Here is a 26,924-nt window from a genome sequence, read left to right as displayed (position 1 = left end):
TTCAAATCCTGCCCCCGCAACCATCTTTACTTGCTCGGGGCGCAAGTTGTGATCAGATCCAGCCCCCGCAACCAACACTGTTTTATCAATCATATCAAAGGCTTCGCTCTCAGCCGGCGAGGCCTTTTTTGCTATTCTGCCCCGAAACACCCGTCGCAAGATGTGGCAGGCCCGCAATCGCACCATGAAGGTCGATATCGAGACCCGCGCCGTCTTGCGAAGGCGTCAGAAAATATTCTCGATCAGATCTCCGCGCTTTCTTTGCTGAACGCTGTGGGGCCAGCGTTCCTGAGGACGATAGTTGCCTCTCTCAAGCCAGTTGTCGGGGTAAGTTCGAAGCGTCAGCGCGTCAGCCCATATGAACGGGCAATGTTCTGAGCTTCTTTCGCGCCGTTCCGTTGTTGCCGAGTTGATAGATCGCGAAGCCGGCAGGATGAAAATCGAACGCGTCGAATGGTTGCCGTTCGATTTTTTCGAGGAAGTCCAGAGGCGCCAGGCCTGCGGTCATGTGGGCAATGAAATTCGCGCCGCTGTGAACCGGCACGTAGTTGGCGACATAGTCGAGCGTGTCGGCGTTTATATGCGGCTCATCCTCGGTTGTCACAAATGCGCGTGCGTCGCCCCGGTCCGCCGTGAAAGGCGCGACCGCATCGATCAAAGCGGATTGCAGGGTCAGTACCTCGGGGCCAGGCTGAACCACGGTAGCCGCAAGGCCATGGCCGGGTATGGTGGAAATCGGCATGTGGCCAAGTCCGGTCGCCTTGAACGACAGGCTGTCGCGCTTGACGGCTTGCACAACCTCCTCGACTGCGGCGAACAGTTCGGTAAGCCGCTCCGACCATACATAGCGTTGCAGCAATGTGATGTGCGGCATGTGCAGGACATCGAGCCCAAATCCCTCCGGGTATGCCTCGCGCAGCCGGCTGTTCTCGGCGCTGACCCGCTCAATCGCATTGCTGTCCGGTTCGACGAGGATGTCGATGGCTGTGAGGTCATTCATGTCGTACGCTCTTCGGTGAGCGCCACCCGCAATTCGCGGAGTGTCCCGCTCTCGATTTTCAGCCCGTCCTCAAAATATGCGTCCAGTGAGCCGAAGGTTCTCCGCATCTCCTCGAACGCCGCTTCCAGATAGGCGGGCTGAACCCCGAGCACCGGTTTCAGCAAATCCGGGTCGCCTCCGGCCGCCGCGAACCGGTCGAATACCGGCTGAAGGGCAGGCAATAGCTGCAGGTTGGTGAGCATGTAGTCCTGAAAGACATCCTCCTGCGAGACGCCCAGCAATGATAATGTCGCGGCAGCCGCCCATCCGGTGCGATCCTTTCCCGTTGCGCAATGGAAGAGCAGAGGCCGGCGGGTTTCGTCTGCCAGGGCCAGAAAATAGCGTCGAAAGGCGTCGAGGGCGCTCGGAAGGGAGACGATGTCGCGATATCCTTGCGCGAACAGGCTTTCGGCCTTTCCGTCTCCAAGAAGTTCACCCGCCTTTCGGGGATCGGCCATGATCATGGGAAGCATGGCGGGCGCCGCGTTCCGGGCATCGGCCAGGACGTCGCAAAAAAGCTGTGTCGCTCCGTCCGGCAGCCGGTCGGGCTGCGGTTCCCGCTCCGCGACCGTCCTCAGGTCCACAATGGTTCGCAGCCCGAGCCTCGCCAGGGCCTCCAGCCCGGCGTCGGCGACGGCATGAAGGTCGGTTGAGCGAAATATCAGGCCGGAACGCACCCGGCGCCCGTCCCCGGCAGGCCATCCTCCGAGATCCCGAAGATTGTGGACGGCAAGGATATCTATCTGCGTACCGGGCGGGTGCGTTGCGTGCATTCGGTTCTCCTGTTCCTGTTGCCCGGTCGCGCAAACCGCGCGGTCCCGTTCGCTTGGCCCCAATGAACCCTTGAAGCCGAGCTTTGCCGAAGCGGCAGGACAACAGATTTCGCGGGCCGCCGCCATTCATTTCACGCCACGGATCCGCTGCTTCCGCCTGATCCGGATTTCGCCATGACGGAAAAGGCGCTGAACGCATCGCGAACTTCGGGGCCGCGAACAGCGTTTTCTCCGGGCGGGGGGGACGAAAACTGTTCTGCGACGCCATGTGGCCAGTCTCTCGTCCGAAATTCCCGTGGTCCGAAGCCGGTTACCTTTCTGAACGCGCGCGCGAAATTGGCGGGGGAGGAATATCCCATTTCAGCCGAAACCGCGGTGATCGTTCCCTCGGTGTGTCGAAGCAGCTCGATCGCCCTCTGGGTCCTGATCGCATTCACCATGCCGCGAAAATCGGCGCTGGTCCGGTTCAGCTCGCGCTGCAGTGTCCGCACGCTGGTGTCCATCGCGCGCGCCGTGCTGTCCAGAGAGACGCGGCCGGTGCGGACTTGCGTGCGGATCTGCTCGATGACCACGTCCAGCAGATCGCGCGGAGCGCCGCCCCGCCTTGCTCTCATTACGTCCTCGATGGTGACGATCGATCTTGCGTCACGGCGTGCCGTCGCCGCGAGATGATGGCGTTCGATCACAACCGTCACTGCTCGCGCTCCAAAGATGACGGGGCACTGGAACACCGTTTCGAACGCTGCTGTCTGGCGGGGCTTGGCGATGTCGAGTTCCACCCGTAGCGGTTTCCAGTCGGCGGGCAGATAGGCTCTCATCACGCTGAGAAGCACGCCGGCCGCCGCAACCGCGATCGCGTCGTACCCCTCACAGCCGGCAAGGGCAAAAGCATAGCTGTATCGCACTTCGTTGCCAACAATGGCGACCGACATTCCATCGCCCGTGCTGTGATAGGGCAGGGCGGTGATCGCCCGCTCAATGGCAAGGCCCAGCGTTTCCGCGCCAAGTAGGTAGCGACCATAGCTGCCGTAATTGGCGGCATTCATCGCGGGCACCATCAGGATGCCGATATTGGGTTCGCCCGCCGCTTTTGCCGCGGCGTTCAGAAACGAGACCACCGCCGCATGCGGAATGAAACAGTTCTGATCTTCAAGAAGTTCGAGATCGAAGCCCGCGGCGCGATTGGCCTGCCGCAGCGCCCGCTCCCCCAGTTCCTGACGGACAAAGTAGGGTACGCCATGCAGTATGCGGCTGGAAATGACGGGTATTTCAGTCATATCTGCAAATCCTACGTCGGAGGCGAGTTTGGCGCAAAATGAGTGGTTGCGAATTTCTTTCGTTGCTACGTCTTGTCGTGTGGATGTTCCTGAGAAGCGAAGTCTCCTTCAGGGCATGCGCACAGATACGACCTTAGCCGCGTAAGCCACAGGCCATCGACACGTGAATATCAGGCGAGCCGATCAGTCGTCGCCCGTCATGTTTCTAATGGTCGTGCCTTTCACGCAAATGACAGATCTGGATACAGTTGAGATTCTTCTCCCTCAAGTAAAGGGAGAATATTTCGTCTTGCCTGTATCCCCAAGCATTTTCGGGCGGCATCGCCCGTCTTGATTGACCGGCAGCCATGCGCCGTGGCGAGCCTTGTGGAGCGCATTCATAAAAGTGGATGCCGGGTCTCGGTCCGGACGCGCATGAAAACAAAGAGAAAGAGCATCGCCGGTGATCCGGTTCTTCACCGTAAATGCTCCATGGAAGGATTGAGCTATGATGATGCAAACTGGCAGGCTTGCCGGCAAGGTGTTGCTGGGTCTGGCGGGGTCTCTCGTCGCATTTTCGGTGCAGACGGCCAATGCAGAAGACTGGCCAAGCATTGTCGAGGCGAAGCAGATCGCCGAGGAGGGCTACGTCTACGGGCTGCCGATCGTGATGAATTACGCGATCATGTACGACTATGCGGTCGATCGCGACTCAGATCAGTTCAAGGCCCCCTTCAACGAGATCAAGAACGAGGCGCGGGTCTACACTTACAAGGACACGACGATCATCAGTCCGAACAGCGATACGCCCTACTCGGTTGCGTCTCTCGATCTGCGGGCGGAACCGGTCGTTCTGTCGGTCCCGGCGGTCGACAAGCGCTACTACTCGGTGCAGCTGGTCGACGGCAATACCTATAATTTCGGCTACATCGGCAGCCGCGCGACAGGCAGCGACGCCGGCGACTACATGATCGCCGGTCCGGACTGGAGCGGGGAGACGCCGGAGGGTATCAAGAAGGTGTTCCGCGCGTCCACGCAGTTTTCGCTGGCGATCTATCGCACGCAGCTCTTCGGCCCCGATGACATGCCCAATGTCGAAAAGGTCCAGGCCGGCTACAAGGTGCAGACGCTTTCCGCCTACGCTGGCGAACCCGCCCCGGCGGCCGCCCCGGCCGTCGATTTCCCGAAGGTCGACAAGGAACTCGTCAAGACCAATTTCTTCGAATATCTGGACTTCGCACTTCAGTTCGCCCCCGCGTCTTCCGCCGAAACGGAGATCCGCGCCAAGCTCGCCAAGATCGGCGTCGGCCCGGGCAAGTCGTTCCAGTTCAAGGACCTGCCGCTTGAGCACCGGCTCGAAGTCGCGCTCGGCATGCGTGACGGGGACGAAAAGGTGAAGGCGTACCTCGCCGACAAGCTGTACAAGGCGAATGGGTGGTCGATAAGCGATCTTTGGGGTGATGCCGCGTTCATCGACGGCGACTGGATCAAACGGGCGGCGGGCGCGTCCGCCGGCATCTATGGCAATGATGCCGCCGAGGCGGTCTACATCCTGGGCAGGAACCTCGCCAATGGCGACCTGCTCGATGGCAGCAAGCAAAGCTATACGCTGACGTTTCCGGCAGGAGAACTGCCGCCGGTCGAAGCGTTCTGGTCGATCACCATGTACGACGGCAAGACGCAGTTGCTGATCGAGAATCCGATCAACCGTTACCTGATCAATTCGCCGATGCTGCCGGAACTGAAGAAGAATACGGATGGTTCGCTGACGCTCTACATTCAGAAGGACACTCCTGGCGCGGACAAGGAATCGAACTGGCTTCCGGCGCCGGACGGGCCGATCTATCTGGCGATGCGCATGTATTGGCCGAAGACCGGAAAACCCTCCGTCCTGCCGGTCGGGCAGGGTACGTGGCAGCCGCCGGCCCTCGAAACGGCGAAATAGGCAGATGGCCTCGCGCCGCTCATGTGGCGGCGCGACAGCCGGCGAGGACCGGGCCCGGCGCTTCCGTCCGGTCTTCGACGCGCAATGCCATCAAACCTTTCGGGACTGATGTTTCCGGATGGCGCAAGCGGTTTCAGGCGGAATGATGCCCACGTGGAGGAAAGAGAACAATGGTGCCCATGAAAAACCTGGTCTGCGTCACTTTTGCGGTGATGCTTGCGGGCGCAGTCCGCGCCGAGACGCCGCCCGTCATGAAGATGACGACGCCCATCCCTGAAGCCATTGTCACGCCGGAAAGCGTGGAGACCCGTCTTGGAACGCTGAACTTCTTCGACGGCTATCCGGACGATGCCACCGCGAACCTGGTCTACGACAACCTTGATTTCATGCGCGGCGTCGAGGCATTCCTGAACGCCATGCCCGGGGCTTCGGCGGAAGCGATGCGGGTCGGGTTTGCAAGCCAGGGCGCGGACAACAACCAGTCCGTTCTGGTTTTCGAGGATCTGATGGACTCGCATTCGCTGTTCCTGACCGGGAACACGGAAAGCGTCTACAATCTGGCCTGGCTCGACACCAAGGCGGGGCCGCTGGTGATCGAAACGCCGCCGAACATCCTCGGCTTCATCGACAGCCACTGGTTCGAATATGTCGGCGATATTGGCAATGCCGGTCCTGACAAGGGCAAGGGCGGCAAGTATCTGCTGTTGCCCCCGGGCTATGACGGCGAGGTGCCGGATGGCTATTTCGTGCTGCGCTCGCCCACCTACGGAAACCTTCTGTTCTTCAGGGGGTTCATGGAGGATGGAAGCACCAAGACGGCGGTCGACAACACCAGGAAGTTCACCAGGATTTACCCGCTGTCGGAAGCCGACAACCCGCCGCTGATGACCTTCATCAATGCGTCCGGAAAGGTGTTCAACACCATCCATGCCAATGATTTCCATTTCTACGAGGAAGTGAACGATATCGTTCAGCATGAACCGAACGATGCCTACCATCCCGAGGTGCTCGGTCAGCTCGCCGCGATCGGGATCGTCAAGGGCAAGCCTTTCGCGCCCGACGGGCGGATGAAGAAGATCCTCACCGATGCCGTGGCCGTTGGCAACGCCACGGCCCGCACGATAACCTTCAGGACACGCATCGAGGAGGCCTATTACTATCCCGACAGCGCCTGGTTTACCGGGTTCGTCGGCGGCAGCTATGAGTTCCTTCTTGAGCCCGGCGTTCGTTTCCTCGACGCCCGGACGCTGTTTCACTATTACGCGACCGGGATAACGCCGGCTATGGCGATCAAGCGCGTCGGCGTCGGTTCACAATATGCGGCCGCGACCATGGATGGCGACAAGAAACCTTTCGACGGCGGTTCGACCTACAGGCTTCATCTGCCCCCGAACATCCCGGCCAAGGATTTCTGGTCGCTCGTTGTCTATGACAACCAGACCCGCTCGATGCTGCAGACCGACCAGCCGTTTCCGAGCATCGGCAGTGACAAGAAGGATATCGTCGTCAACGCCGACTCGTCCGTCGATATCTGGTTCGGCCCGACGGCGCCGGAAGGCCACGAGACCAACTGGGTTCAGACGGTGCCAGGAAAGGGGTGGAATGTCGTGTTGCGGCTCTATGGTCCATTGGAATCATGGTTTGACAAGTCGTGGAAACCGGGTGAAATCGAACGGGTCGATTGAATGGATAGCGCTTCCGACGTAGGGATTGAGCGCCGGACGCCGGTATTTCCAAGCCGTCGACCCGATGGCCCGGCATCGTTTGTCTGAAAGCAGACCGATTGGGTTGGCGGCGTGAATTGGTTTTGAGTGGCCCTGGTGAACGAACAACCCATCGTCAGCGATCTCGTCGCGATCGTGCAAACATCCCTCGCTCCCGTCTTCCTGCTGGCGGGCACCGCGGGCTTTGTGAGTATCTATACGATACGTCTGGGGAGAGTTTCGGACCGTTTGAACGAGATTGCGGACAGCGGACGGGCGCTGCGCGAACAGGACCCGGACCTGCGGCTAAGGGCGCTGACGCTTGTGGTCGCCATGATCCTCGGCGCGGTTGCGGCGATCTGCACGGGAAGCGCGATCCTGAACCTGCTGGCCGGCGCGCTCGAGATCGGGTTGCGCGAGGAAAACCTGTTGTGGCTCTTCGGCGGCGCGATCGTATCGCTGATTGCGTCGCTCGTCGCATTTCTGTTCGAGCTGCTGGTCTGCGCCCGAACGATGTTGCGGCAGTTGAGAATGGATCGAATGCACAGATGGCATGAATGATCGGACAAGTCCGGCAGGACAAAGCCGGTGATGGCGGTTGAACAACCGATCCGCATGCCAACAACACTATGGGAGACAACATGAAAATCCGCCTGGTTTCGTCTCTTGCCGCGATCGGCGTCTGCCTGGCATTTCAGCAGGGTCGGGCAGCAGACATCTACCTGCCGATGACGCCGAACATCCAGGAGGCCTCCACGCCTGAGGGCTGGACGTTTACGTTCGCGCCGTATTTCTGGGCTGCCGGAATTTCGGGAGACATTGCCCAGTTCGGGCTTCCGCAAGTGAGCGTCGACGCAAGTTTCGACAATATCTTCGACCATCTCGATATCGGCCTGATGGCGATCGGCGAAGCGCGCTACGGGCCATACAGCGTGATCGGCGATGCCATCTATATCAAGCTGTCCGGTCAGACCGGTTCGCCGGTCGGAAACACCGCCGCCTCCGTCAAGCTGGAAACCAGCACTTTCGCAGGCCTGCTCGGCGCCGGCTACACCTTCGCGGAGGACGAGAAATACCGGCTTGAAGTCGTCGGCGGTCTGCGGGTCTGGTCCGTCGACAGCACGCTTTCCATCACCGGCGGCGTTTTCGACGGCCGGTCTAGAAGCGACAGCGCCACATGGGTGGATGCCATGGCGGGCCTTCGCGGCAGCTATTTCCTCACGCCGAAAGTCTATTTGACCGGGTGGGGCTTTATCGGCGCCGGCGGCGCCGATCTCGACTGGGATGTGGCTGCGACGATCGGCTACCGGTTCAACGACACGGTTTCAGCGGTTGCCGGATACCGCGCCCTCGGGGTCGACTACAACAGCGATGGCTTCGTCTTCAACGTTGTGGAGCAAGGCCCGATCATCGGGCTTTCGCTGCGGTTTTGAGTATCTCCTGCATATGATCCCGATGCCTGGGAAATCACATGCTTTCTTGACAAAGCGCATTTGGCGGCTGGCTTGGCCGAAGCAGTTCGATTAGGGTAAACGAGGGCGCGAATCCTGGGGGACGCGCGGTCGCCTTAGCAAGGCATGGTCCGTGGGATCAAGGGATACAGTGAGGTGGGGAATGGAAACGCAAGCACCTGAGCAGGTTGGCCATCTGCCGTTCTATATTACAGGGCCGGGCCAGACCGACGTTCTCATGGTCGGGATCATCATTCTGGCGCTTGTCGGGGTTGTGCTGATCGGTGTGTTCTATCTCTATCTGCACGCTCTGCCTGAACGGATGGCGCACAGCAGCAACGCCTTTCAACTGCAGTTGGTCGGCGTGCTCGCGCTCTTGTCGCTCTTCACCCACAATAACATATTCTGGATTGCCGCCCTCCTGATCGTGGCGGTGCGCATTCCCGATTTTCTCACGCCTGTCAATTCGATAGCGCATTCGCTGCACCTAATTGCCCATGGCCGGGACCTGCGCGAGGCGGACGTTCCGCAAAGCGAGGAGAAGGATCAGCCCGAAGTCCCGACGACCGAGGATGTCGCCCCCACAGCGGAAACGCCCGACGAGCCGCCGAAGAAGGAGGACGACGGTCATGCTTGAGCTGCTGTTCTGCTCTCTCTTTACAATTCTGCCCGATTTTCTCTACCGTCGCTACAAGCAGGGCAAGCGCCTCGGCCGCGAGATCAATCTCTTCACCGTCTGGTACGAATTGCGCTGGGGCATTACCGGCTGCACCGTGCTGACGATACTGCTGATCACAACGGTTTTCTTCTACCATCCGACGTCGACAACCGTATCCTCCTACTTCCGCACGGTCTCGATTCTGCCGGACACACCCGGCCGGGTGACGGAAGTCTATGTGAAAACCGGGGATACGGTGCAGGCCGGAGACGTGATCTTCACCCTGGATGACCGGCAGCAGCAGGCAGCGGTAAGCGCTGCGCGTGAGAAGGTTGCCGAGGTCGAAGCGCAGCAGGCCGTTGCCGAGCAGGAGCTTGAGGCGGCGAGAGCCACGGTCGAACAGGCGCGCAGCGCGCTTGATCACGCCCAGATCGAGCTGGATCGCAATCTGGGTCTCCAGCAGAGAAATGCGGATGCCGTGGCCCAAAGGGTCATCGATGCCTTGCAGAGCAGCGTTTCCGAAAAACAGAGCGCGCTGGATGTCGCCCTTGCAAATCAGCGCGCGGTCGGGGCGCGCATCGAAACCCTGCTTCCCACCCAGAAGGCAGGCGCGGAGGCCGCGTTGCAGGAGGCGGAAGTCGCGCTCGACCAGCGCAGCGTCAGGGCGGGTATTGCCGGCAATATCCAGCAGTTTCAACTGCGTCCCGGCGACGTCGTCAATCCGTTCGTGCGGCCCGCGGGCATCCTCGTGCCCCAGGATCAGGAGGAGGGTGTCTTTGTTGCCGGGTTCGGTCAGCTGACGGCACAGGTCATCCATCCCGGCATGATTGGCGAGCTGGCATGCGCCACCGATCCGTTCAAGATCATTCCGGTCGTTGTCGATGCCGTGCAGGACGTCATCGCGGCCGGTCAGTTCAGGCCGTCGGATTCGCTGATGGACGTCAATGATCGCGGCGGCAATCCAGGCACGGTCATCGTGCGGCTCAGTCCGCTTTATGAAGGGCAGGCCGCATCGATCCCGCCGGGCAGCGCCTGCATCGCCAATGTCTACACGAGCAATTACGACAAGTACAAGGACCCGAACATCGGCTTCGGTCACAGCCTGCTCTTGCACATGATCGATACCGTCGGCATTCTGCATGCGGCGCTGCTGCGCCTGGAGGTCGTCATGCTGCCCGTCAACCAGCTGGTCTTCTCCGGCGGCCATTGAGCGGGCAACGGGTGTCATCGAGAGAGGGTTGCAAAGATGGAGCTGTCGCTCCGTGGCAGCGCCTGCAGTTGAGGTGGGCGGTCAACCAAAGGCTCAGATTGCGCATCCTTGGAGGCGGCGAGTTGCATTGGAAAGGAATAGGGGCGGGAACAAGAGCAGTTCGAGATTCTGCGCTAAGACGGAACGAACAGCTTGATCCGGTATTATACTCTTTCGCTCTCCGACAGGCTTGAGATTGAGGTTCGCGGACATGCGCACAATCGGCTTGGTTTCGCCTCGGGAGGCGGCATCGGTTTCAACGAGGGTATCGGTCAATGTCGTGCTGTGAGCCACGCGAAGGCCTGCTCAAGGCTCCTCCTCGCGTCCGATCCAACTGGCAAGAACGGCGTCGATGCCCTTTGATGGCTTTGCCGGCGGGCGTTTGAAACTGCCGCGACTGGCGCCTTTGGGGTAGAGGCGGGCGAGGCCTGCGGCCTGGATGGTTGCGGACCTGATCGGGTCGATCAGCATGGCCGGGACGTCATTTTCGATTTCGCTTGCAAGGCCGGCGATCGGGGCGCCGGCGAGGATGAGGCTGTCTGCCTTTCGACTGGCGGTGATACAGGTCCTGAGCAGTGGCTCGCGAAGATCTTCGGCCACCGTGCCGATGTCTTCAAAGCTGTCCTCCGGCGTGAAGGTTCCGGCAAACCGGCCGCCGAGACCCATCCGTGTCACCTGTTCGCCGTACCAGGGGGCAAGTTGCGGTGTGAAGGTGACGAAGGCGAAGCGCTCCCCAAGAGAGAGCGCGGTTAGCATTGCCGCTTCGCTCATGCCGGTGACGGGAATATCGAAGAGCTCGCGGGCGGCACTGAGGCCCGGATCACCGAAGGCGGCAATGATTGCCGCATCGAATGTGCCTGCCTTCTCCGCCAGCATCGATAGCACCTCGGCCCCTGCAAGCTGGGCTTCCGCGCGCGAGGAGATATAGGCAAAGCCCCGGCTTGCGGTCATTGTCACGAGCTCCGCGTCGGGTGGCAGGACTGTGGTGGCCGAGGCGGCGAGGCGTTCCGTCAGGGCCTCCGTCGTGTTCGGGTTGATGAGCAGGAGTCGCATCAGTAGCCGAGCCTTTCCGGGAGCCATGTCACCACGCCGGGAAAAATCATGCAGACCAGCAGCACGGCATACATGGCGGCGATGAAGGGCCAGCTTTCGCGCACCAGTTCGCCCATCTTCACCCCTGTCACGCCGCAGATGACGAACAGCACCACCCCGACAGGCGGCGTCAGCATGCCGATCACCAGATTGAGGACAAAGAGAAATCCGAAATGCAGCGGATCGATGCCATATTGCAGGGCGACCGGGTGGAACAGCGGCACCAGCATGATGTAGGCGGCGTTCGATTCCAGAAACATGCCGACCACCAGCAACATCACGGCGATCAGGCAGAGAAAGGCGAACGGATTGTCGGTGAGCCCCTGCATGAAGCCGGCGAGCTTCATCGGCAGAAGGTCGATGGTGAAGAGAAAGGTGACGGTCGCGGCAAAGGCGATCATCGCGCCGACCAGCGCCGAGGTCTTCGCCGCATCGAGCAGCACATGCGGCAGGTCTGCGAGCTTGAGCCGCCGTGTAACGAAGAAACCGAGAAAGAGCGCGTAGCAGACACCGACGGCGGCCCCTTCCGTCGGCGTGAACACGCCGCCGACAATGCCGCCGATGACGATGACCGGCATCAGGAAGACGACGAGGTTGCGGCGTGTCTGGAGCCAGATATTCGAAAATGTGATGGGTTGGCCCGCCAGCGGATAGTCGCGCTTCCAGGCGATGAACCAGCAAAGCGCCATGAAGGTCAGAAACAGCAGGATACCGGGGATGACGCCCGACATGAACATGCCGCCGACCGAAACCGAGGAACCGGCCATGAAGGCATAGACGATCATGGCGCCGGATGGCGGGATGATCGGCCCGAGATTGGCGGCGGCAGCGACAATGCCGGACGAAAAGCCGAGGCCGTACTGCTTCTTCAGTGATGGCACCAGCGTGGAGGCAAGGGCGGAGGCATCGGCCACCGCTGCACCCGAGACAGAGGCAAGGCCCGCGCCGGAAACGATGGTGACCTGGGCCAGTCCGCCGCGCACACGGCCGATGAAGGCATTGGCGAAATCGATCAGCCGTTCCATGATGCCGCCCTTCAGCATCAATTCGCCGGCGATCATGAATAGAGGGATCGACATCAGCGGGAAGGAATTGACGGCGTTGAGAATGCGCGGCGCCACGACGTTGACGTCGAAGCCCGCGATCCAGAGCCCGACAAGCGCTGCAACGCCAAGCGAAAAGGCAAGCGGCATGCCGAGAAACGCAAGGGCCAGAAAGCTGGCGATGACGATCAGGCTCATGGGCTTGGCTCCGCCGGATAGAGCGAAAGATAAAGAAGGTGAAGCGTGGCATGGGCCGCGCCGATGATGATCGGGAAGAAGAAGACGCTCGAGGTCAGATCGATCGTGCCGAGGCGCTCCGACCAGGTGACTTGCGCGGTGATGATCGCAGTCCAGAACACGATGATCATCAGCACCGCGGCGATGAGGTTCATCAGCCGCGCCAGGGTCCGGCGCGGCATGGCCGGCAGGCGGGAGACCAGCATGTCGATGCTGACATGGGTTCCCTCGCGAATGCCGAGCGGGATGGCGATGAAGATCGTCGCGACGAAGGCGAGCCGGCTGATTTCATCGGCCCAGTCGAACGAGCTGTTGAAGACATAGCGCATCACCACCTGGGCAGAGACGACGATGACCATGACGGCGGCGCTCGTCATGACGAGGATGCGGGCGCACCAGTCGGCGCCCGCAAGGATTTTTGAGAAGAGGTGGTCGAAAACCATCGGTTTACATATTGGATTTGGCGGTTTCATCATCGAGCAGCTGGACCAGATCGGGGTCGATCCTGCTCTTCGTGTCGGCGGCCACGCCTGCAGTCTTCTCGCGCAGTGCTGCGGCCAGTTCGGGTGAAACCTCGGTGAAAGTCATGCCTTTTTCGACAAGCTGGTCAAGCCCTGCGGCATCCTGCTCTTCGGCGAGTTCGCGCTGATAGGCGATCGCCGTGCCCATGGCATCGATGACGATCTGCTGGGTATCGCTGTCGAGCCCTTCAAACCATTCCTTGTTGCCGACAACGGAGATGAAGTCGAAGAAGTGGCCGGTGTTGGAGACGTATTTCTGCACTTCGGCATAGCCGGCGACATTGATGATGGCGAAGGGGTTTTCCTCACCGTCGATAACGCCCTGTTCGAGCGCGGAATAGAGCTCCTTCACATCCATGGCGACCGGATTGGCACCAAGCGCGCGGAAGGTGGCGAGATGGGTCTCGTTTGGCTGCAGGCGGATTTTCAGGCCCTCGATATCCTCGACCGTCTCGATCGGGCGTACATTGTTGGTGAGCTGGCGGAATCCGAGCTCCATATAGCCGAGCGACGTCATGCCCTCATCGGCAAGCTTTTCGTCAAGCGCTGCACCCACGGGGCCATCGACGATGGAAAAGGCCTGTTCGCGATCCTTGAACTGGAAGGGCAGGCCGATGATTTCGAGACCGGGCACTGTGCGGGTGAGGTAAGCGGTGCCGACCCACATCATCTCGATAGAGCCGAGCTTCACGGCTTGCACGTTTTCCGCCGCGCCGCCGAGCTGCTGGGCGGGGAAAATGTTGACGTCGATTTCGCCATTCGACAGGCGCTCGACCTCTTCCTCGAATTTCGCCATGGCGAGCGATGAGGAATGTTCGGCGGCAAAGTTTCCGGCGACGCGGATGGTCTGCTTGGCATGAGCGGCGGTGACGCCCGAAAGGGCGAGCGCCGCGGTGGCGAAAAGGGCAAGGACTGTTTTCATGGCTGGGTTACTCCAGGGTTTCAGCTTGGGCTAGGGAGGAGGCGGGCGAACCACCGAAAAGCCGGTTCACTCGCGATTCAATCACCGAGGCGATTTCGGCCAGGGTCAGGGCATGTTCTTCGAGCGCCGAGTGATCGAGGCGGCGCGCGAAGGTCTCGAACAGCGTCCCGAGGTCGGGAACGCGGTGAAGGGCGATGATGAAGGGGTAGCCGAAGCGGGCGCTGTAGGCCGTGTTGAGGGCTGCAAGCCGCGCCGCTTCTTCCCGCGAAAGAGCAAGCAGGCCGAGGCGCGCCTGTTCGCCGGTGGAGGCGGCGGTCATGCGGCCGGCCATGGCCTCGCTGCCGGCCAGTTCGGGGTGGACGGCGAAGAGGGCGCGCTGCCGCTTCATGCCGGAGCGGTAGATCGTCTCCATCAGCGCTTCGGCAAGCGCCGCGCTGTCGGCGAACGGCCTTGCCGCCAGGCTGGCCTCGCAGACCCAGGCCGAACGCTCGACAAGCGGCTCCATTATGGAAAGCGCCTGGTCATCTGCTGCGGCGTTGAGGGTCATTATGGCGCTGTTCATGTCTTTGGCTGCCCGGTCTGATTGCAATGCACTTCTGTTGACCGCAATGCTACGCGCATTCCTTCATGACAATCCATGATATTAAAGGTAACTCTCCATTCTAATTTATAGTATGGTCGGTCATGGCACTTCATCTCGTACCCCGCAGTCTCCAATATGTCGAAGCGGTGTCGACCCATGGTTCGATCCAGTCGGCTTCGCGCGCCATCGGCATCGCGGCCTCGGCCATCGACCGGCAGATCAAGCTTCTGGAGGCGCGGCTCGAGGTACAGCTCTTCGACCGCACCGCCACCGGCATGTCGCTGTCACCCGCAGGCGAGATGTTCGTGGTGTTGGCAAGGCGCTGGAATGCCGACGAAAACCGCATCTGGTCGGATGTGAAGCAGATGCAAGGCGTCAATCTCGGCCATATCCGGCTGGTGGCGATGGACAGCCTCGCAAACGGCGTGCTGCCGCGCTTCCTGCATCATGTCGCCGACGTCTATCCGAAAGTGCGCATCGACGTCGAGATCGCCACGCCGGATGATGCCGTGACGGCGCTTCGGGCTGACGAGGCCGATATCGCGCTGGCTTTCAACATGAAGCCCCAGCGCGACATACATGTCCTCTGGACCGACGACCTGCCGCTCCATTGCATCGCCGCGCCCCGCCATCCGATCGCCGGCCGGAAGGAGGTGAAGCTTGCCACCGTGCGCGACCACGCGATTGCCGTACAAAGCCCGGCGCTGGCGATCCGGCGTATACTGGAGGCCCATCACGGCTGGATTTTTTCCGAGAACCGCCCACCCGTGGTGACCAATTCGCTGCAGCTTCTAAAACAGCTCGTCCTTTCCGGCAGCCATGTGGCGCTGACCTCCGAACTCGACACCGCCCAGGAACTGCTCGACGGCACGCTGGTCGCCATTCCGGTGAAGGGGCTCACCATCGGCCCGCAAACCATCTCGCTCGGCATCAGCGCCCGCCGCCCCCTGCCACTGATCGCCACAAAGGTGGCCGATCTTTTGACAAAGGATGTGGCTGGGATCCTCTCGGAAGTGCGCGCAAGAGAGACGAAGGCGTGACGATCCCGGGCGCGCGTGTTGTCCGGTTTGTTATCTTTCAGACCGAAATTCCTGACATGGTGGCCTGAAGGCAGGCCGCAGGCCAGTTCTGCCAAACTTGAGATGCCCAACGTCCGGGCTGACAAAACAGTGTCCAAATTCTGCACCGGCAACCACCGATACAGACAAACCCGTAGACAGGAGCTGACCCAGTTCGCCGTAAAGCGTGACGACGTTGTATCCATAGCAGAGCCCGCCGCCGGAATTGCCCTCCTCAACGCGGCACGAATGCCGCGATGCGTCCTGGCGGCGAGGTCCTTGGGGAAAAGCAACGCTCATCGTGCCCTTCAGACCCACATAAAGCTCGCTGACTTCCCTTTCGGAAAGCGTGACGGTGGGTACGCCGGCAAACTTCAGATGCTTGTAGAAGGTGGCCATCGGCGCAACGATAGGCTCCAGATCCTTGCGGCTCAACCCCTGCTGCACCATGCGGAATTTGATCGCCTCGACCGGATTGGGCGGGTCCATTGGGTGGTGCTCACTTCATAGACATTGATCAGCGTCGCCAGCGCATCGAGCCGACCGCCCTCGGGCGTTTCGCTCTTCGCCCCCAGAGGCGTTCGACTTCCTCAAGCGCCCCGTCGTAAACCGCGTCTTCAAGTCCTACGAGGACATCGTTGGCCACTGCTGCTACGCTTGTCATCTTCCTTCGGCGATAGTTTAACCTCCTTGTCGCCGATCCTGACGATCCGTTTGAGGAGATCGACGGAGAGCGCGATGAAGGGTGCGCTCGTTCTTTTTCGACCACAAGGAAGCGGCAGTCCGACCGGCTATCGGTATTTTGGGACAAAGAGCGGGGCGTCCATTTACGGCGTGACGGCTGAGCGTGGGAAAGTAGAATTTCGCTAGACATTGCGAAATGGGCCATTAACGGCTTGCTGAGCCGCCTGACCGATATCTGTGATTTGTGGCGCGGCGAAGTCAGGATTGATGACTGGTCCGGGTGCCGCGATCGTGGCGAACTTCACGCAAGACCGCCCCGTGCGACACCTGTCAGTCGTCGCACATCGTGATCGTGGCGTAGATCTGCCCGGCGTCGGTGGCGGATCTGATGGTCTTGAGTGTTTCGGAAGACCGCAATTTGCGGGATATCGCGGATAAAAGCTTCAGGTACTCTGCCTGGTCGCCGGGCGGCGTGAGGATCAGACAAATGACATCCACGGGTCGATCGTCGATCGCTTCAAACGCGATCGGTCTCGCAAGCCGGATCAGGAGCGCAAACGGCGCAGCCACGCCTTCAACCGGCGCGTGAGGAATGGCGATTCCGGCGCCGAAACCTGTTGATCCCAGCTTCTCGCGATGCTCCAACGCGCCAGCAATGTCCGATCGATCGACGCCCAGGACCTGCGCCGCCCGATTGGACATCAGCTGCAGAAGGTTGGCTTTGGAGGCGGCAGATACATCGATCAGGACATCGTCCGGCCGCATGACTTCGGAAATTTTCATATACTACTCACTTCCAGTGCTTGACCCCGTGGGCTGCGCTCGCGGGCGCTTCCAGGTCGATATCAGTCGGCTTCGCGCAGCCGGTAACCGACGCCCGTCTCCGTCGTGATGTATTGCGGCTCGTCGGGGCTCAGTTCGATCTTCTGTCGCAGTTGGCGGACATAGACGCGGAGATATTGGACGTCGGCGGAGCCGCCCCAGACCGCCTCGAGCAAGTGCCGATGGGTGATGACCCTGCCGGCGTGTTGCACGAGAACGCGCAGGATGTCGTATTCCTTCGGCGACAGCTTGATCTCCTTTTCGCCGACCCTGACGATCCGCTTGACGAGATCGACGGAGAGCGCGCCGGTCTGGAAGACCGGACGTTCGCCCTGTTGCTGGAGCTTGTGACGCAAGGCGACGCGGATGCGCGCCGCCAGTTCCTTGGTGCCGAAGGGCTTGGTGACATAGTCGTCGGCGCCGAGCTCCAGCGCCCTGACGATGCCGGCTTCGTCTGTCCGGCTCGATAGGATGATGATCGGCAGTTCGACGCCTTCGTTGCGCCATCTGGCCAGGAGGTCATGTCCTGGCATGTCGGGAAGGCCGAGGTCCAGGATGATCAGGTCGGGCTCGCCTGCGGCGACGCTCTCCATCGCCTCCCTGGCATTCATCGCTTCGACGACCTTGTAACCTTCGACCGACAGGCCAACGCGCAGCAGTTTGCGGATCGGCACTTCGTCATCGACAATCAGTATCCGGATGGTTGGATTGGTCATGATGCATCTCCCAATCTCGGCGGGTTCGCCGGCGTCGGCATCCGGATCGTGAAGACGGCGCCGCTGCGATCCGTCCTGTTGGCGGATGTGATCGTACCCCCCATCGCCTCGACGAACCCCCTGCATATCGAAAGGCCCAGACCCGTGCCGGCGAGAACGTGGTCCCGCTTGCGCGCACGGTGGAAGCTGTCGAAGACCCTTTCCAGGTCGGCCGGCGGAATGCCCGGTCCCTCGTCCAGTATCTGGATCATCACCCACTTTCCGTCCTTCCACGCTCGCATCCGGATCGTGGTCTGCGGTGGCGCGTATTTCGCCGCATTGTCCAGGAGATTGAAGATCACCTGCTCGAACAGGACGGGATCAACCTTGAGCATGGGAAGATCCACCGGCAGTTCGGTGCGGACATGATGCCGCGACAACATCTTTTGCGCCCGGCGGAGCGCCGATCCCACCATGTCGTCGAGATATTGCAGCGAGGCGTTCGGCTCCATCGCGCCGGTTTCGATCCGCGACATGTCGAGGAGATTGGCAATGAACCTGTTCAACCGTTCCGACTCGTCGACGATCGTGGAAAGCATGTCGTTGCGATCCTGTTCGCTCAGTGCCGCCGAATAGTCACGGAGGTTTCCGGCAGCACCCAGAATGGCCGCCAGCGGCGTCTTGAGGTCGTGCGATATCGAGGCAAGCAATGCGGAGCGCAGCTTGTCGGCTTCCGCGGCCAGCCTTGCCTTGTCGACGTCCGCGACAAGCTGGATACGCTCGATCGCAACCGCTGCCTGGTCGGCCAGCGCATCCAGCAGCCGCTGTTCTTCAGGCGTGAGCAGCGGTCCTTGCCTGTCACTGTCAAGGCCGACAACGCCGACCGGCGTCTCGCCTGTGGTAAGGGGGACATAGAGGCGGGCGGCGCCCGGCAAGGTGTCCGCCCCCCGTCCGGCCGGTCGGTTATGTTCCAACGCCCAGCGTGCCGCCGCGATGTCGGCATCGACAAGCGTATCGTCCGGAGGCACGCCCGCCCTGACCGCCACCGTGCCGTTTTCCGGCAGAAGGATGATGATGCGCGCCTTGAGCATGGAGGCCATCTGATGGGCGGATGCCCACAGCACGTCATCCAGCGTACTTGCTCCGGCCAGTTTCCGGCTGAATGAATAGAGCGCTTCCGTCGTTCGGGCCCGCGCCTTGGCGGCGATCGTCTGGGCCCTGGCGCGCGCGGCGACATTCGACACGATCACGGCCACGATCGTGAAAAACACGACGGAGATGATCTCGCGCGGTCGCGAAATCAGGAATGTATGATAGGGATTGGTGAAGAAGAAATTGTAGCAGGCGGCCGACAACACGCTGGCGTAAAGCGATGGCAACAGGCCGAACCAGACGGCGACGGTGACCACGCCGGTCAGGAATATCAGCGCGATGTGTTCGACGCCGAGCCAGGGCCAGAGCGCCAAGCCGAAGCCGACCGCCATCGCAACGACCATCGTCGCTTTCAGATAGGCCTTCCAGTCCGGACGCGAACGCGGTTCCGCGACCGCGACGGAGGCTCTGGACGCCGGCACGCCGCCAGGCTTGCTTCCGGCCACCACATCGACGCTGATGTCGCCGGCATGACGGACAAGTTCGTGAACGACGGAACCATGCAGGATCTCGAACCACCGAGACCGCTCGCTCTTGCCGATGACGATATGGGTGATGTTGTTGGCGCGGGCATAGGCCACGATATCGGCGGCGACACGACCGCCTCCGCCGGGAACGGTCACCGCATCCCCTTCGAGGCTCTGGGCCAGACGCAGCGCCGCGGCGATCCGATCCCGACCATCATCGTCCAGGCTCTGCGTGCGCCGCCCTTCGACATGGAGCGCGACCCATGGCGCGTGCAGTCGATCCGCGAGCCTTTTGGCGTAACGCACGAGCCCTGACGAGCACGGATCCTCGTTGACGCAAACGAGGATCCGCTCGCCGGCCGGCCACGGACCCTCGATCGCGCTCTGGCGCATCTGGGAGAGGAGTTGCTGGTCGACGCGCTGGGCCGTCTGGCGCAAGGCCAGTTCGCGCAGCGCTGTCAGGTTCCGCGGCGAGAAATAGTTCTCGATCGCGCGCTTGGCGGTCCTCGGAACATAGACCTTGCCTTCATTCAGCCGCTTGATCAGGTCGTCGGGGGTAATGTCGATGATCTCGACGTCATCGGCCTTTTGGAGAATGGAATCGGGAAGCGTCTCCCGGACCCGGATGCGCGTGATCTGCGCGACCACGTCATTCAGGCTCTCCAGATGCTGGATATTGAGCGTCGTATAGACGTCGATGCCATGGTCGAGGAGTTCGAGAACATCGAGATATCGCTTGGGGTGTCGGCTGCCCGGCGCGTTCGTGTGGGCCAGTTCATCGACAAGCACCAGCGCCGGACCGCGTTCCAGCACCGCATCCAGATCCATTTCCTCAAGGACCCGGCCCTTATATTCGATCTTCGTCCTTGGAACGATCTCGAAACCGCGAACCAGGGCCTCGGTTTCCTTCCGGCCATGGGTTTCGACCACGCCGATGACGACATCGTCGCCATCGGACTTCCGGGCGCGGCCGGACAGCAACATTTCGTAGGTCTTGCCGACGCCCGGCGCGGCGCCCAGAAAGATCTTCAGGCGACCGCGTGTTTCCTGCTCCGCCTTTTCCAGCAGCGCGTCAGGAGAAGGCCGTGTATCGCGCGCTGTCTCTTCCGATCCCATCTCGTTATTCCCGCCACGTTGAGGCCATCAAATGCAACCACCCGATAGTGCAGTCGCTTGTCGAGCCGTCCGCCGTTCCACTTCCATGAGGCCGCCTTCGCGTCTGCGAACCCTCGATCCCGAAGACGGCTTCGATGGACATGTCATCGCATAGGTATGGCGCTTTTGGTCTGCGGACAATCACGCTCAGTTCACTGCGTCCAGTGCGATGTTGAGTTCAAGGACGTTGACGATGCGGTCCGTGCTGAGGAAGCCGCCGGGCGAGAACGCCGCCTTGCGGACGAGTTCCTCGATCTGTGCCCTCTCCAGTCCACGCGCGGTAGCCACGCGTCCGGCCTGATAGAGTGCGCCCTCTTCGGAAATGTGCGGATCAAGACCTGCTCCAGATGCGGCTGCGAGATCGGCAGGCAGCGGGTTGTCTGGGGTCGCGCCGTAAAGTTCCGCCATCGCGCGACCGCGGTCGGCGATACCGGCGCTCGTCGGCGACTTGTTGCTGCCGCCGGCGCCCGCGCCGTTATAATCGACGGCTGAGGGCCTCGGCCAGAAGTAGCGGGGTTCGGTGAAGGCCTGCGCCACCTGGCGGCTGCCGATGACCGCGCCGCTTTCGCCGATGATCAGCGAACCATTGGCCGTGTCGGGGGCGATCGCCCGGGCCACGGCCCAGACGGCTGTTGCATAGCCCGCGACGCATATCAGCATGGTCGCCGCGGCAATGCGAATACTTGAGAGCAGAAGTTGCATCGTTCGGATCTCCGGATCAGTTCATGAACATGACGTGTTCGGCAATCGGGCCGAGCGTCGCCGCCGGGAAGAAGGTGAGTGCACCGATGACGAAGATCGTCGAGGCGAGCATGGTCGCGAAGACGCCGCTTTCGACGCTGAGCGTGCCGCTCGATTCGACGCTGCGCCGTTTCGCCGACAGCGAACCGACGATCGCGAGCGGCAGGATGATCGGAATGAACCGCGCGAAGAGCATCACGATCCCGGTCGCGATGTTCCACGGAACGGTGCCATCGCCGAGCCCCTCGAAGCCGGAGCCGTTGTTGGCACTGGCCGACGTAAACTCGTAGAGCATTTCGGAGAAGCCGTGCGGTCCGACATTGTTGAGCGTGTCGGCGCCCCACGGCGTTGCGGCGAAGATTGCCGTCCCGCCCAGGATGAAGAGGCCATGCGCCAACAGGGCGAACAGCGCGAACTTCACCTCCCGCGCTTCCACGCGCCAGCCGAGATATTCCGGAGTCCTGCCGATCATCATCCCGGCAATGAAGACGCCGACGACGATATAGAGGAACATGTTGATCATGCCGACGCCGACGCCGCCGAAGGTGGAATTGAGCCACATGCCGACCATCGGCATCAGGCCTGTCATCGGATTGAGGCTGTCATGCATGGCCCCGACCGAACCGTTCGAGGTCGAGGTCGTCAGCACCGACCAGAGCGGGCCGCCGGTCGCGCCGAAGCGCAGTTCCTTGCCCTCGAGATTGCCGACGGTCTGCTCGATCGGCAGGTTGGCGAAGGCTTCTGTCGGCGCGGATTCGAAATAGACCGCGCCTGCGATCTTGACCACGATGAAGCCCAGCATCACCGCGAAGATCACCATGGCGTGGCGCTTGCGCTCTATGATCCGGCCGAACATCCATACGCAGGCCATCGGGATCAGGATGATGGCAACCATCTCGATGATATTGGTCCAGAAGCTGGGGTTCTCCAGCGGATGGGTCGAGTTGGGACCGAAGAAGCCGCCGCCATTGGTGCCGAGCTGCTTGATCGACACGAAGGCGGCGACCGGGCCGCGGGCAATGATCTGCTGCACGCCTTCCAGCGTGGTCGCAACCGCCGCCCCATCGAACGTCATCGGGACGCCGCCGAGAACGAGGAGGATGGCGAACACGAAGGCGACCGGCAGCAGGACGAGAAAGGACGCGCGCTGCAGGTCAACGAAGAAATTGCCGAGCGGCTTGCCGGCAAGACCGCGGGCGAGCGCGGCAAGCGCCGCGATCCCGGTGGCCGCAGACACGAACTGCAGCCACATCAGCCCGCCGAGCTGCGACAGGTAGCTGAGCGATACCTCACCCGAGTAATGCTGCAGGTTGGTGTTGGAGGTGAACGAGGCCGCCGTGTTGAAGATCAGGCTGCCCTCCAGCGCGCCCTTGCCATCGGGATTGAGTGGCAGGGCCTGTTGCAGGGCGAGAAACCCGAAGGTGACCACGAACATGACCACGTTGAAGGCCAGCATGGCGACCATGTAGCGCTTCCAGTTCTGGTCCTGCATGCATGTGGCGCCGCCGATCGACTGGAACAGGCGGGGGAAGCCGCCGGCCTCGCCCCTGTTCGGGTCCATGGCCCATTTCATGTAGCGGCCGAGCGGCCAGGAGATGAGCGCCGTGCCGCCAACGACGAGGACGACGAAGATTATGGATTGAATGAACATCGAGAAGTCTCCGACATCGTTGGAAGATCAGGCGCGGTCGACGGCGTCGGTCATGACGAGCAGAAGCCCGAAGACCGCCAGTCCGAGAACGAGATAGAGGATGGTCATGTGTCGCGTTCCTTGTGGTCAGGCGAGGCCGATGGCGGTGATGACGAGGTCGATCGCCTTGATGCCGATGAACGGCACGATCAGGCCGCCAAGCCCGTAGATGAAAAGATTGCGCCTCAGGAGCCCGTCCGCGCCGATGGCCTTGTAGGCAACGCCTTTGAGCGAAAGCGGGATGAGGGCGATGATGATCAGCGCGTTGAAGATGATCGCCGACAGGATCGCGCTTTGCGGCGTTGCGAGCCCCATGATGTTGAGCACGCCGAGTTGCGGATAGAGCGCGATGAACATGGCCGGCACAATCGCGAAATACTTCGCGACATCGTTGGCGATCGAGAACGTGGTCAGCGCCCCGCGGGTCATCAGCAACTGCTTGCCGATCTCCACGATCTCGATCAGCTTGGTTGGATCGGAATCCAGATCCACCATGTTGCCCGCCTCGCGGGCTGCGACCGTGCCGGTGTTCATGGCGACGCCGACATCGGCCTGGGCGAGGGCGGGGGCGTCGTTGGTGCCGTCGCCGCACATAGCGACGAGCTTGCCCTTGGCCTGTTCCTCGCGGATCAGCGTCAGCTTGTTTTCCGGCGTGGCTTCGGCGAGGAAGTCGTCGACGCCGGCTTCCGCCGCGATCGCCGCCGCCGTCATCGGGTTGTCGCCGGTGATCATCACCGTGCGGATGCCCATGCGGCGCAGTTCGTTAAAACGCTCGCGAATACCCCCCTTCACGATATCCTTGAGATGGACGACGCCGAGCAGTTTGCCTTCCTTGACCGCGGCAAGCGGTGTGCCGCCTGTCTTGGCGATGTCGTTGGCGATCGTCTCGAGTTCGCGTTTGCTTTCGGCGCTGGCGCGTGTCGACCCATTTGCGGCCGATGCCTGTTCGACATATTTGAGAACGGCATCGACGGCGCCCTTGCGGATCGATGACCCATCGAAGTCGACGCCCGACATGCGGCTCTGCGCCGTGAACGGCACGAAGGTCGTGTGAAGTGACTGCATGTCTCGCCCGCGAATGCCGTATTTCTCCTTGGCGAGCACGACGATGGAGCGGCCTTCCGGCGTCTCGTCGGCGAGCGAGGCCAGTTGAGCGGCATCGGCTAGTTCCTTTGCGGTGACACCCTTGACGGGCCGGAACTCGGTCGCCTGACGGTTGCCGAGCGTGATCGTGCCGGTCTTGTCGAGCAGCAGCGTGTCAACGTCGCCTGCCGCCTCGACGGCGCGGCCGGACATGGCAAGCACGTTGAAGCGCGCCAGGCGGTCCATGCCGGCGATGCCGATGGCTGAAAGCAGCGCGCCGATCGTGGTCGGGATCAGGGTCACGAACAGCGCCACCAGCACGATGATCGGAATGGAACCGCCGGCATAGGCGGCGAAGGCGGGGATCGTCGCCGTCGCCATGACGAAGATCAGCGTCAGGCCGGCGAGCATCACGTTCAGTGCGATTTCGTTCGGCGTCTTCTGGCGCTCGGCGCCTTCGACCAGGGCGATCATGCGGTCGATGAAGGTCGATCCCGCCTCGGCGGTGATCCTCACCTTGATCCAGTCCGACAGCACCTGCGTGCCGCCGGTCACCGCCGAACGGTCGCCGCCGGATTCACGGATGACCGGCGCGGACTCGCCCGTGATCGCCGCCTCGTTGACCGAGGCGATGCCCTCGATGATCTCGCCATCGGACGGAATGATGTCGCCAGCCTCGACCAGGACGATGTCGCCCGTCTTCAGGCTTGTGCACGGCACGAGCTTGGTCTCGTCGCTCTCAGAATTGGCAAGCAGCTTGGCCTGCGTCTCGGTGCGCGAACGGCGAAGCGAATCGGCCTGCGCCTTGCCGCGTCCCTCCGCGACCGCCTCGGCGAAGTTCGCGAACAGGATCGTGAACCAGAGCCAGAGGATGATCTGGAAGGAGAAACCGAGGTCGCCCGCGCCGGTCGCGACGTCTTTGAGAAACAGCACTGTCGTCAGAACTGAGACGACGCCGACGACGAACATCACCGGGTTCTTCGCCAGCGTACGCGGATTGAGTTTCTTGAAAGCGCCCCCAAGTGCGGGGACAAGGATGCGAGCGTCGAAGAGACTCGCGGATCGGGACTGGCTCATGCGTGACTCCAGCATGTTAATGAGTGACGGTTCGGTCCGTTCAGCCGCACCCGAAAAGCGCGGCGGAAAGCCGGGCGACAAGCGCGATCAGCACCGTCGCCAAGGTCAAGGCGAGGATGACGTCCGATGCCCGCAGCGGCTTTCCTGCCTTGGGGGGGTGTGCTGCTTCGGATCGAGGGATTTGCGGATCTGGCGAAGCGGCGTTCCTATGGTCCGTGCCGGTTTCATCGGACTGGACCTTCGGGAACTCAGAAGCGTTCCGGCCGAAGCAGCGCGTAGATCAGATAGGCAGCGACGAACAGCGTCACCGCACCGCTCAGAGCATACTCGACGATCATTTCTCACCTCTTCTCGTATGCGGGGCCTCTATTTGCGCCACGCATTTGCAATGCAGGTCATCGCCACAAGTTCGGATGCGCTATGGGGAGCTATGGGAGCGCCAGTCGCATTCCGGCCGATTACCGATGATGGCAAGAATATGGCGCGGAACCGCATAAGGGTTCGAGAGAGGGGGAGAGGCCAAGACATAAAAATCTCATAGGAAAAACGCGACTTCTCGATCGGCCGCAGGTCGCATATCGATCGATGTCGCGTCTTGGAGCGACCTACTGAAGGAGCGGGCGGTCCTCTGGTCCCAGTGTCCAGTTCCGGCCCGGCAGCAGTGCCGTTTTCCAAATTTCAGACCGGCGATGGCTGAACCGGCGATGCATTGCCGGGCGTTTCAGTCGTCCAGCGGCGCCAGCAAAGCGTCGATATCGTCCTTCGTGACACTCGCCAACTCCGGTGGATTCCACCTTGGCGCGCCGTCCTTGTCGATCAGGATGGCGCGAACGCCCTCGGCAAAATCATGTTCGCCGACAACCCTGACCGCGGAATGGAAGTCATCGGCCAGCACCTGCTCGATGGATTGGTCGCGTCCGTTCGTCATCCGGCGCCAGGTCAGGCGCAAGCTGGTTGGCGAAGCGCGCCGCAAAGCGGACTGCGCCTGTGCGATCCATTCCGCCTCTCCGGCTGCCGAGGCAATTCCGTCCATGACCAGGTCAAGATCCTCGCCTGCAAACAGGTGGTCTATGGCGGCCAGCCGTTCGGCCAGTTGTCCGGCTGCGGGAACTGCGGCATGCGCCTCGATGATTTCGTCTATCAGATGTCGGTCCAGCGGGCCGGCGGCCTCCAGTGCTGAGACGAGGCCATTGAAGCCGGCTTTGGGGACATGATGCGTGGCCAGTCGGGCGGTCAAGGCGTCGGCTGCGCCTATTTCAAGCCCGGTCATGGCCAGATAGCGCCCCAGCATGCCGGGACAACGATTGAGGAACCAGGTTCCGCCGACGTCCGGGAACAGGCCAAGCATCGTTTCCGGCATCGCCATGCGTAAATCCTCGCTCACCACGCGATGCGAGCCATGCACCGAGAGGCCGAGACCGCCGCCCATGGCGACGCCGTTGATGAGTGCGATGAACGGTTTGGGGAGCGTGTGAATACGCAGATTGAGTTTATACTCTCTGCCGAAGAATTTCCGGCCCAATGCCCTCCGGTCAGAGGGATCTGGCAGCATGCCGATCGACCGCACATCTCCGCCAGCGCAAAATGCGCGGGGGCTGGCGCTGCGGATCACTACCGCATCAACAGCCGGGTTCGTGGCCCAGCCGGCGAGAACTTCCTCCAGTTTCTCGACTATGTCGAGGTTGAGCGCGTTGAGCGCCTTGGGTCGGTCAAGGGTTATGATCCCCAGACGCCCCCGCATTTCCGCTTGAACGGCATCTGGCCTGGACTTCTCACTCATGGAGGCGCATCTCATTTTGGTCTGGAAGGATAGATCATGGGCTATTGT

The 26,924-nt window shown here is 61.6% G+C and carries 26 protein-coding genes; 8 read left to right on the top strand and 18 right to left on the bottom strand.

The genetic code is table 11. The features are described from left to right. Window positions 1-349 precede the first annotated feature (349 nt). From B4E36_RS11060 to B4E36_RS11050, 3 genes are all read right to left on the bottom strand, one after another. Entirely contained in the window at window positions 350-1,000 is a 651-nt protein-coding gene (locus B4E36_RS11060) for a 2'-5' RNA ligase family protein (protein WP_292059252.1), read from the bottom strand. Further along, window positions 997-1,812 (bottom strand): tyrosine-protein phosphatase, encoded by an 816-nt coding sequence (locus tag B4E36_RS11055; RefSeq protein WP_292059254.1) that lies wholly within the window; start codon window positions 1,810-1,812, stop codon window positions 997-999. Before B4E36_RS11055 ends, B4E36_RS11060 begins: the two co-directional genes overlap by 4 nt. 131 nt (window positions 1,813-1,943) lie before the next feature. Further along, a complete protein-coding gene (locus tag B4E36_RS11050) occupies window positions 1,944-2,945 on the bottom strand; it encodes an AraC family transcriptional regulator (protein ID WP_345900338.1) in 1,002 nt (333 codons plus the stop codon). Between B4E36_RS11050 and B4E36_RS11045 the strand changes: the two genes are divergently transcribed. Next, window positions 2,937-3,131: a hypothetical protein gene (locus B4E36_RS11045; protein ID WP_345900339.1), complete on the top strand. Its 195-nt coding sequence runs from the start codon at window positions 2,937-2,939 to the stop codon at window positions 3,129-3,131. The genes B4E36_RS11050 and B4E36_RS11045 overlap by 9 nt on opposite strands. Window positions 3,132-3,353: 222 nt before the next feature. Here the strand turns inward: B4E36_RS11045 and B4E36_RS11040 are convergent, their stop codons facing one another. Continuing rightward, complete coding sequence (locus B4E36_RS11040) at window positions 3,354-3,548, bottom strand: hypothetical protein (protein WP_292059257.1); 195 nt, start codon at window positions 3,546-3,548, stop codon at window positions 3,354-3,356. Between the two features lie 28 nt (window positions 3,549-3,576). Between B4E36_RS11040 and B4E36_RS11035 the strand changes: the two genes are divergently transcribed. The 6 genes from B4E36_RS11035 (at window position 3,577) to B4E36_RS11010 (ending at window position 10,035) form a co-directional block, all read left to right on the top strand. Further along, window positions 3,577-5,013, top strand: a complete 1,437-nt coding sequence (locus B4E36_RS11035) for a DUF1254 domain-containing protein (protein WP_292059259.1) — start codon at window positions 3,577-3,579, stop codon at window positions 5,011-5,013. Between the two features lie 170 nt (window positions 5,014-5,183). Next, entirely contained in the window at window positions 5,184-6,698 is a 1,515-nt protein-coding gene (locus tag B4E36_RS11030; protein ID WP_292059261.1) for a DUF1254 domain-containing protein, read from the top strand. A 135-nt stretch (window positions 6,699-6,833) separates the two neighbouring features. Beyond that, the gene (locus tag B4E36_RS11025) at window positions 6,834-7,277 is read left to right on the top strand and encodes a DUF2721 domain-containing protein (RefSeq protein ID WP_345900337.1); all 444 of its coding nucleotides are present in this window, start codon (window positions 6,834-6,836) and stop codon (window positions 7,275-7,277) included. 80 nt (window positions 7,278-7,357) lie between these two features. Continuing rightward, window positions 7,358-8,149, top strand: coding sequence for a hypothetical protein (locus B4E36_RS11020; RefSeq protein WP_292059265.1), 792 nt, complete (start codon window positions 7,358-7,360; stop codon window positions 8,147-8,149). Between the two features lie 181 nt (window positions 8,150-8,330). Next, a complete protein-coding gene (locus tag B4E36_RS11015) occupies window positions 8,331-8,804 on the top strand; it encodes a hypothetical protein (protein ID WP_292059267.1) in 474 nt (157 codons plus the stop codon). After that, the gene (locus tag B4E36_RS11010) at window positions 8,797-10,035 is read left to right on the top strand and encodes an HlyD family secretion protein (protein ID WP_292059269.1); all 1,239 of its coding nucleotides are present in this window, start codon (window positions 8,797-8,799) and stop codon (window positions 10,033-10,035) included. Before B4E36_RS11015 ends, B4E36_RS11010 begins: the two co-directional genes overlap by 8 nt. Before the next feature lie 345 nt (window positions 10,036-10,380). Here the strand turns inward: B4E36_RS11010 and B4E36_RS11005 are convergent, their stop codons facing one another. From B4E36_RS11005 to uraD, 5 genes are read right to left on the bottom strand one after another with little or no spacing between them, the layout of a single operon-like run. Further along, on the bottom strand, window positions 10,381-11,127 hold the full coding sequence (locus B4E36_RS11005; protein ID WP_292059270.1) for an aspartate/glutamate racemase family protein: 747 nt from the start codon (window positions 11,125-11,127) through the stop codon (window positions 10,381-10,383). Next, window positions 11,127-12,407, bottom strand: coding sequence for a TRAP transporter large permease (locus B4E36_RS11000; protein ID WP_292059272.1), 1,281 nt, complete (start codon window positions 12,405-12,407; stop codon window positions 11,127-11,129). Before B4E36_RS11000 ends, B4E36_RS11005 begins: the two co-directional genes overlap by 1 nt. Next, window positions 12,404-12,889, bottom strand: a complete 486-nt coding sequence (locus B4E36_RS10995; protein ID WP_292059274.1) for a TRAP transporter small permease — start codon at window positions 12,887-12,889, stop codon at window positions 12,404-12,406. The genes B4E36_RS11000 and B4E36_RS10995 overlap by 4 nt, the downstream gene beginning before the upstream one ends. Window positions 12,890-12,893: 4 nt before the next feature. After that, window positions 12,894-13,889 (bottom strand): TRAP transporter substrate-binding protein, encoded by a 996-nt coding sequence (locus B4E36_RS10990; protein WP_292059277.1) that lies wholly within the window; start codon window positions 13,887-13,889, stop codon window positions 12,894-12,896. A gap of 7 nt (window positions 13,890-13,896) precedes the next feature. Continuing rightward, window positions 13,897-14,451 carry a 2-oxo-4-hydroxy-4-carboxy-5-ureidoimidazoline decarboxylase gene (gene uraD, locus B4E36_RS10985; RefSeq protein WP_292059278.1) on the bottom strand — a complete coding sequence of 185 codons (555 nt, stop codon included), beginning with the start codon at window positions 14,449-14,451 and terminating at the stop codon, window positions 13,897-13,899. 122 nt (window positions 14,452-14,573) lie between these two features. Here uraD and B4E36_RS10980 point away from each other — a divergent pair, with 122 nt between their 5' ends. After that, the gene (locus B4E36_RS10980; protein ID WP_292059280.1) at window positions 14,574-15,512 is read left to right on the top strand and encodes a LysR family transcriptional regulator; all 939 of its coding nucleotides are present in this window, start codon (window positions 14,574-14,576) and stop codon (window positions 15,510-15,512) included. Window positions 15,513-15,542: 30 nt separating this feature from the next. Here B4E36_RS10980 and B4E36_RS10975 read toward each other — a convergent pair whose 3' ends face one another. From B4E36_RS10975 to B4E36_RS10935, 9 genes are all read right to left on the bottom strand, one after another. Further along, on the bottom strand, window positions 15,543-16,019 hold the full coding sequence (locus tag B4E36_RS10975; RefSeq protein ID WP_292059282.1) for a hypothetical protein: 477 nt from the start codon (window positions 16,017-16,019) through the stop codon (window positions 15,543-15,545). Window positions 16,020-16,544: 525 nt separating this feature from the next. After that, window positions 16,545-16,997, bottom strand: coding sequence for a PTS sugar transporter subunit IIA (locus B4E36_RS10970; protein WP_292059283.1), 453 nt, complete (start codon window positions 16,995-16,997; stop codon window positions 16,545-16,547). A 62-nt stretch (window positions 16,998-17,059) separates the two neighbouring features. Beyond that, complete coding sequence (locus tag B4E36_RS10965) at window positions 17,060-17,752, bottom strand: response regulator transcription factor (RefSeq protein WP_292059285.1); 693 nt, start codon at window positions 17,750-17,752, stop codon at window positions 17,060-17,062. Beyond that, window positions 17,749-20,466 (bottom strand): sensor histidine kinase, encoded by a 2,718-nt coding sequence (locus tag B4E36_RS10960; RefSeq protein ID WP_292059287.1) that lies wholly within the window; start codon window positions 20,464-20,466, stop codon window positions 17,749-17,751. Before B4E36_RS10960 ends, B4E36_RS10965 begins: the two co-directional genes overlap by 4 nt. A 186-nt stretch (window positions 20,467-20,652) precedes the next feature. Next, window positions 20,653-21,207, bottom strand: a complete 555-nt coding sequence (locus B4E36_RS10955) for a potassium-transporting ATPase subunit C (RefSeq protein ID WP_292059289.1) — start codon at window positions 21,205-21,207, stop codon at window positions 20,653-20,655. A 16-nt stretch (window positions 21,208-21,223) separates the two neighbouring features. Continuing rightward, window positions 21,224-22,897: a potassium-transporting ATPase subunit KdpA gene (gene kdpA / locus B4E36_RS10950; protein WP_345900335.1), complete on the bottom strand. Its 1,674-nt coding sequence runs from the start codon at window positions 22,895-22,897 to the stop codon at window positions 21,224-21,226. A gap of 126 nt (window positions 22,898-23,023) precedes the next feature. Further along, window positions 23,024-25,096: a potassium-transporting ATPase subunit KdpB gene (kdpB, locus tag B4E36_RS10945; RefSeq protein WP_292059294.1), complete on the bottom strand. Its 2,073-nt coding sequence runs from the start codon at window positions 25,094-25,096 to the stop codon at window positions 23,024-23,026. 248 nt (window positions 25,097-25,344) lie between these two features. Further along, the gene (kdpF, locus tag B4E36_RS10940; RefSeq protein ID WP_045679702.1) at window positions 25,345-25,434 is read right to left on the bottom strand and encodes a K(+)-transporting ATPase subunit F; all 90 of its coding nucleotides are present in this window, start codon (window positions 25,432-25,434) and stop codon (window positions 25,345-25,347) included. Window positions 25,435-25,817: 383 nt separating this feature from the next. Next, entirely contained in the window at window positions 25,818-26,876 is a 1,059-nt protein-coding gene (locus tag B4E36_RS10935; RefSeq protein WP_292059301.1) for an enoyl-CoA hydratase/isomerase family protein, read from the bottom strand. Window positions 26,877-26,924: the final 48 nt, after the last annotated feature.

Source organism: Martelella sp. UBA3392 (assembly GCF_002358775.1).
GTDB lineage: Bacteria > Pseudomonadota > Alphaproteobacteria > Rhizobiales > Rhizobiaceae > Martelella > Martelella mediterranea.
Note: the sequence above shows the minus strand (reverse complement) of the source record. Positions and strands in the feature narration are given on the sequence as shown.

What these genes read in the sequence shown, in the direction of transcription:
- B4E36_RS11035 (WP_292059259.1), top strand. Translation starts at nt 3,577, where the DNA reads ATGATGATGCAAACTGGCAGGCTTGCCGGCAAGGTGTTGCTGGGTCTG.
- B4E36_RS11015 (WP_292059267.1), top strand. Translation starts at nt 8,331, where the DNA reads ATGGAAACGCAAGCACCTGAGCAGGTTGGCCATCTGCCGTTCTATATT.
- B4E36_RS11045 (WP_345900339.1), top strand. Translation starts at nt 2,937, where the DNA reads ATGCGGAATGAAACAGTTCTGATCTTCAAGAAGTTCGAGATCGAAGCC.
- B4E36_RS11055 (WP_292059254.1), bottom strand. Translation starts at nt 1,812, where the DNA reads ATGCACGCAACGCACCCGCCCGGTACGCAGATAGATATCCTTGCCGTC.
- B4E36_RS10970 (WP_292059283.1), bottom strand. Translation starts at nt 16,997, where the DNA reads ATGAAAATTTCCGAAGTCATGCGGCCGGACGATGTCCTGATCGATGTA.
- B4E36_RS10960 (WP_292059287.1), bottom strand. Translation starts at nt 20,466, where the DNA reads ATGGGATCGGAAGAGACAGCGCGCGATACACGGCCTTCTCCTGACGCG.
- B4E36_RS11030 (WP_292059261.1), top strand. Translation starts at nt 5,184, where the DNA reads ATGGTGCCCATGAAAAACCTGGTCTGCGTCACTTTTGCGGTGATGCTT.
- uraD (WP_292059278.1), bottom strand. Translation starts at nt 14,451, where the DNA reads ATGAACAGCGCCATAATGACCCTCAACGCCGCAGCAGATGACCAGGCG.
- B4E36_RS11010 (WP_292059269.1), top strand. Translation starts at nt 8,797, where the DNA reads ATGCTTGAGCTGCTGTTCTGCTCTCTCTTTACAATTCTGCCCGATTTT.
- B4E36_RS11005 (WP_292059270.1), bottom strand. Translation starts at nt 11,127, where the DNA reads ATGCGACTCCTGCTCATCAACCCGAACACGACGGAGGCCCTGACGGAA.
- B4E36_RS11020 (WP_292059265.1), top strand. Translation starts at nt 7,358, where the DNA reads ATGAAAATCCGCCTGGTTTCGTCTCTTGCCGCGATCGGCGTCTGCCTG.
- B4E36_RS10995 (WP_292059274.1), bottom strand. Translation starts at nt 12,889, where the DNA reads ATGGTTTTCGACCACCTCTTCTCAAAAATCCTTGCGGGCGCCGACTGG.
- kdpA (WP_345900335.1), bottom strand. Translation starts at nt 22,897, where the DNA reads ATGTTCATTCAATCCATAATCTTCGTCGTCCTCGTCGTTGGCGGCACG.
- B4E36_RS10955 (WP_292059289.1), bottom strand. Translation starts at nt 21,207, where the DNA reads ATGCAACTTCTGCTCTCAAGTATTCGCATTGCCGCGGCGACCATGCTG.
- B4E36_RS11000 (WP_292059272.1), bottom strand. Translation starts at nt 12,407, where the DNA reads ATGAGCCTGATCGTCATCGCCAGCTTTCTGGCCCTTGCGTTTCTCGGC.
- B4E36_RS10975 (WP_292059282.1), bottom strand. Translation starts at nt 16,019, where the DNA reads ATGGACCCGCCCAATCCGGTCGAGGCGATCAAATTCCGCATGGTGCAG.
- kdpB (WP_292059294.1), bottom strand. Translation starts at nt 25,096, where the DNA reads ATGAGCCAGTCCCGATCCGCGAGTCTCTTCGACGCTCGCATCCTTGTC.
- B4E36_RS11060 (WP_292059252.1), bottom strand. Translation starts at nt 1,000, where the DNA reads ATGAATGACCTCACAGCCATCGACATCCTCGTCGAACCGGACAGCAAT.
- kdpF (WP_045679702.1), bottom strand. Translation starts at nt 25,434, where the DNA reads ATGATCGTCGAGTATGCTCTGAGCGGTGCGGTGACGCTGTTCGTCGCT.
- B4E36_RS10990 (WP_292059277.1), bottom strand. Translation starts at nt 13,889, where the DNA reads ATGAAAACAGTCCTTGCCCTTTTCGCCACCGCGGCGCTCGCCCTTTCG.
- B4E36_RS10980 (WP_292059280.1), top strand. Translation starts at nt 14,574, where the DNA reads ATGGCACTTCATCTCGTACCCCGCAGTCTCCAATATGTCGAAGCGGTG.
- B4E36_RS10935 (WP_292059301.1), bottom strand. Translation starts at nt 26,876, where the DNA reads ATGAGTGAGAAGTCCAGGCCAGATGCCGTTCAAGCGGAAATGCGGGGG.
- B4E36_RS10965 (WP_292059285.1), bottom strand. Translation starts at nt 17,752, where the DNA reads ATGACCAATCCAACCATCCGGATACTGATTGTCGATGACGAAGTGCCG.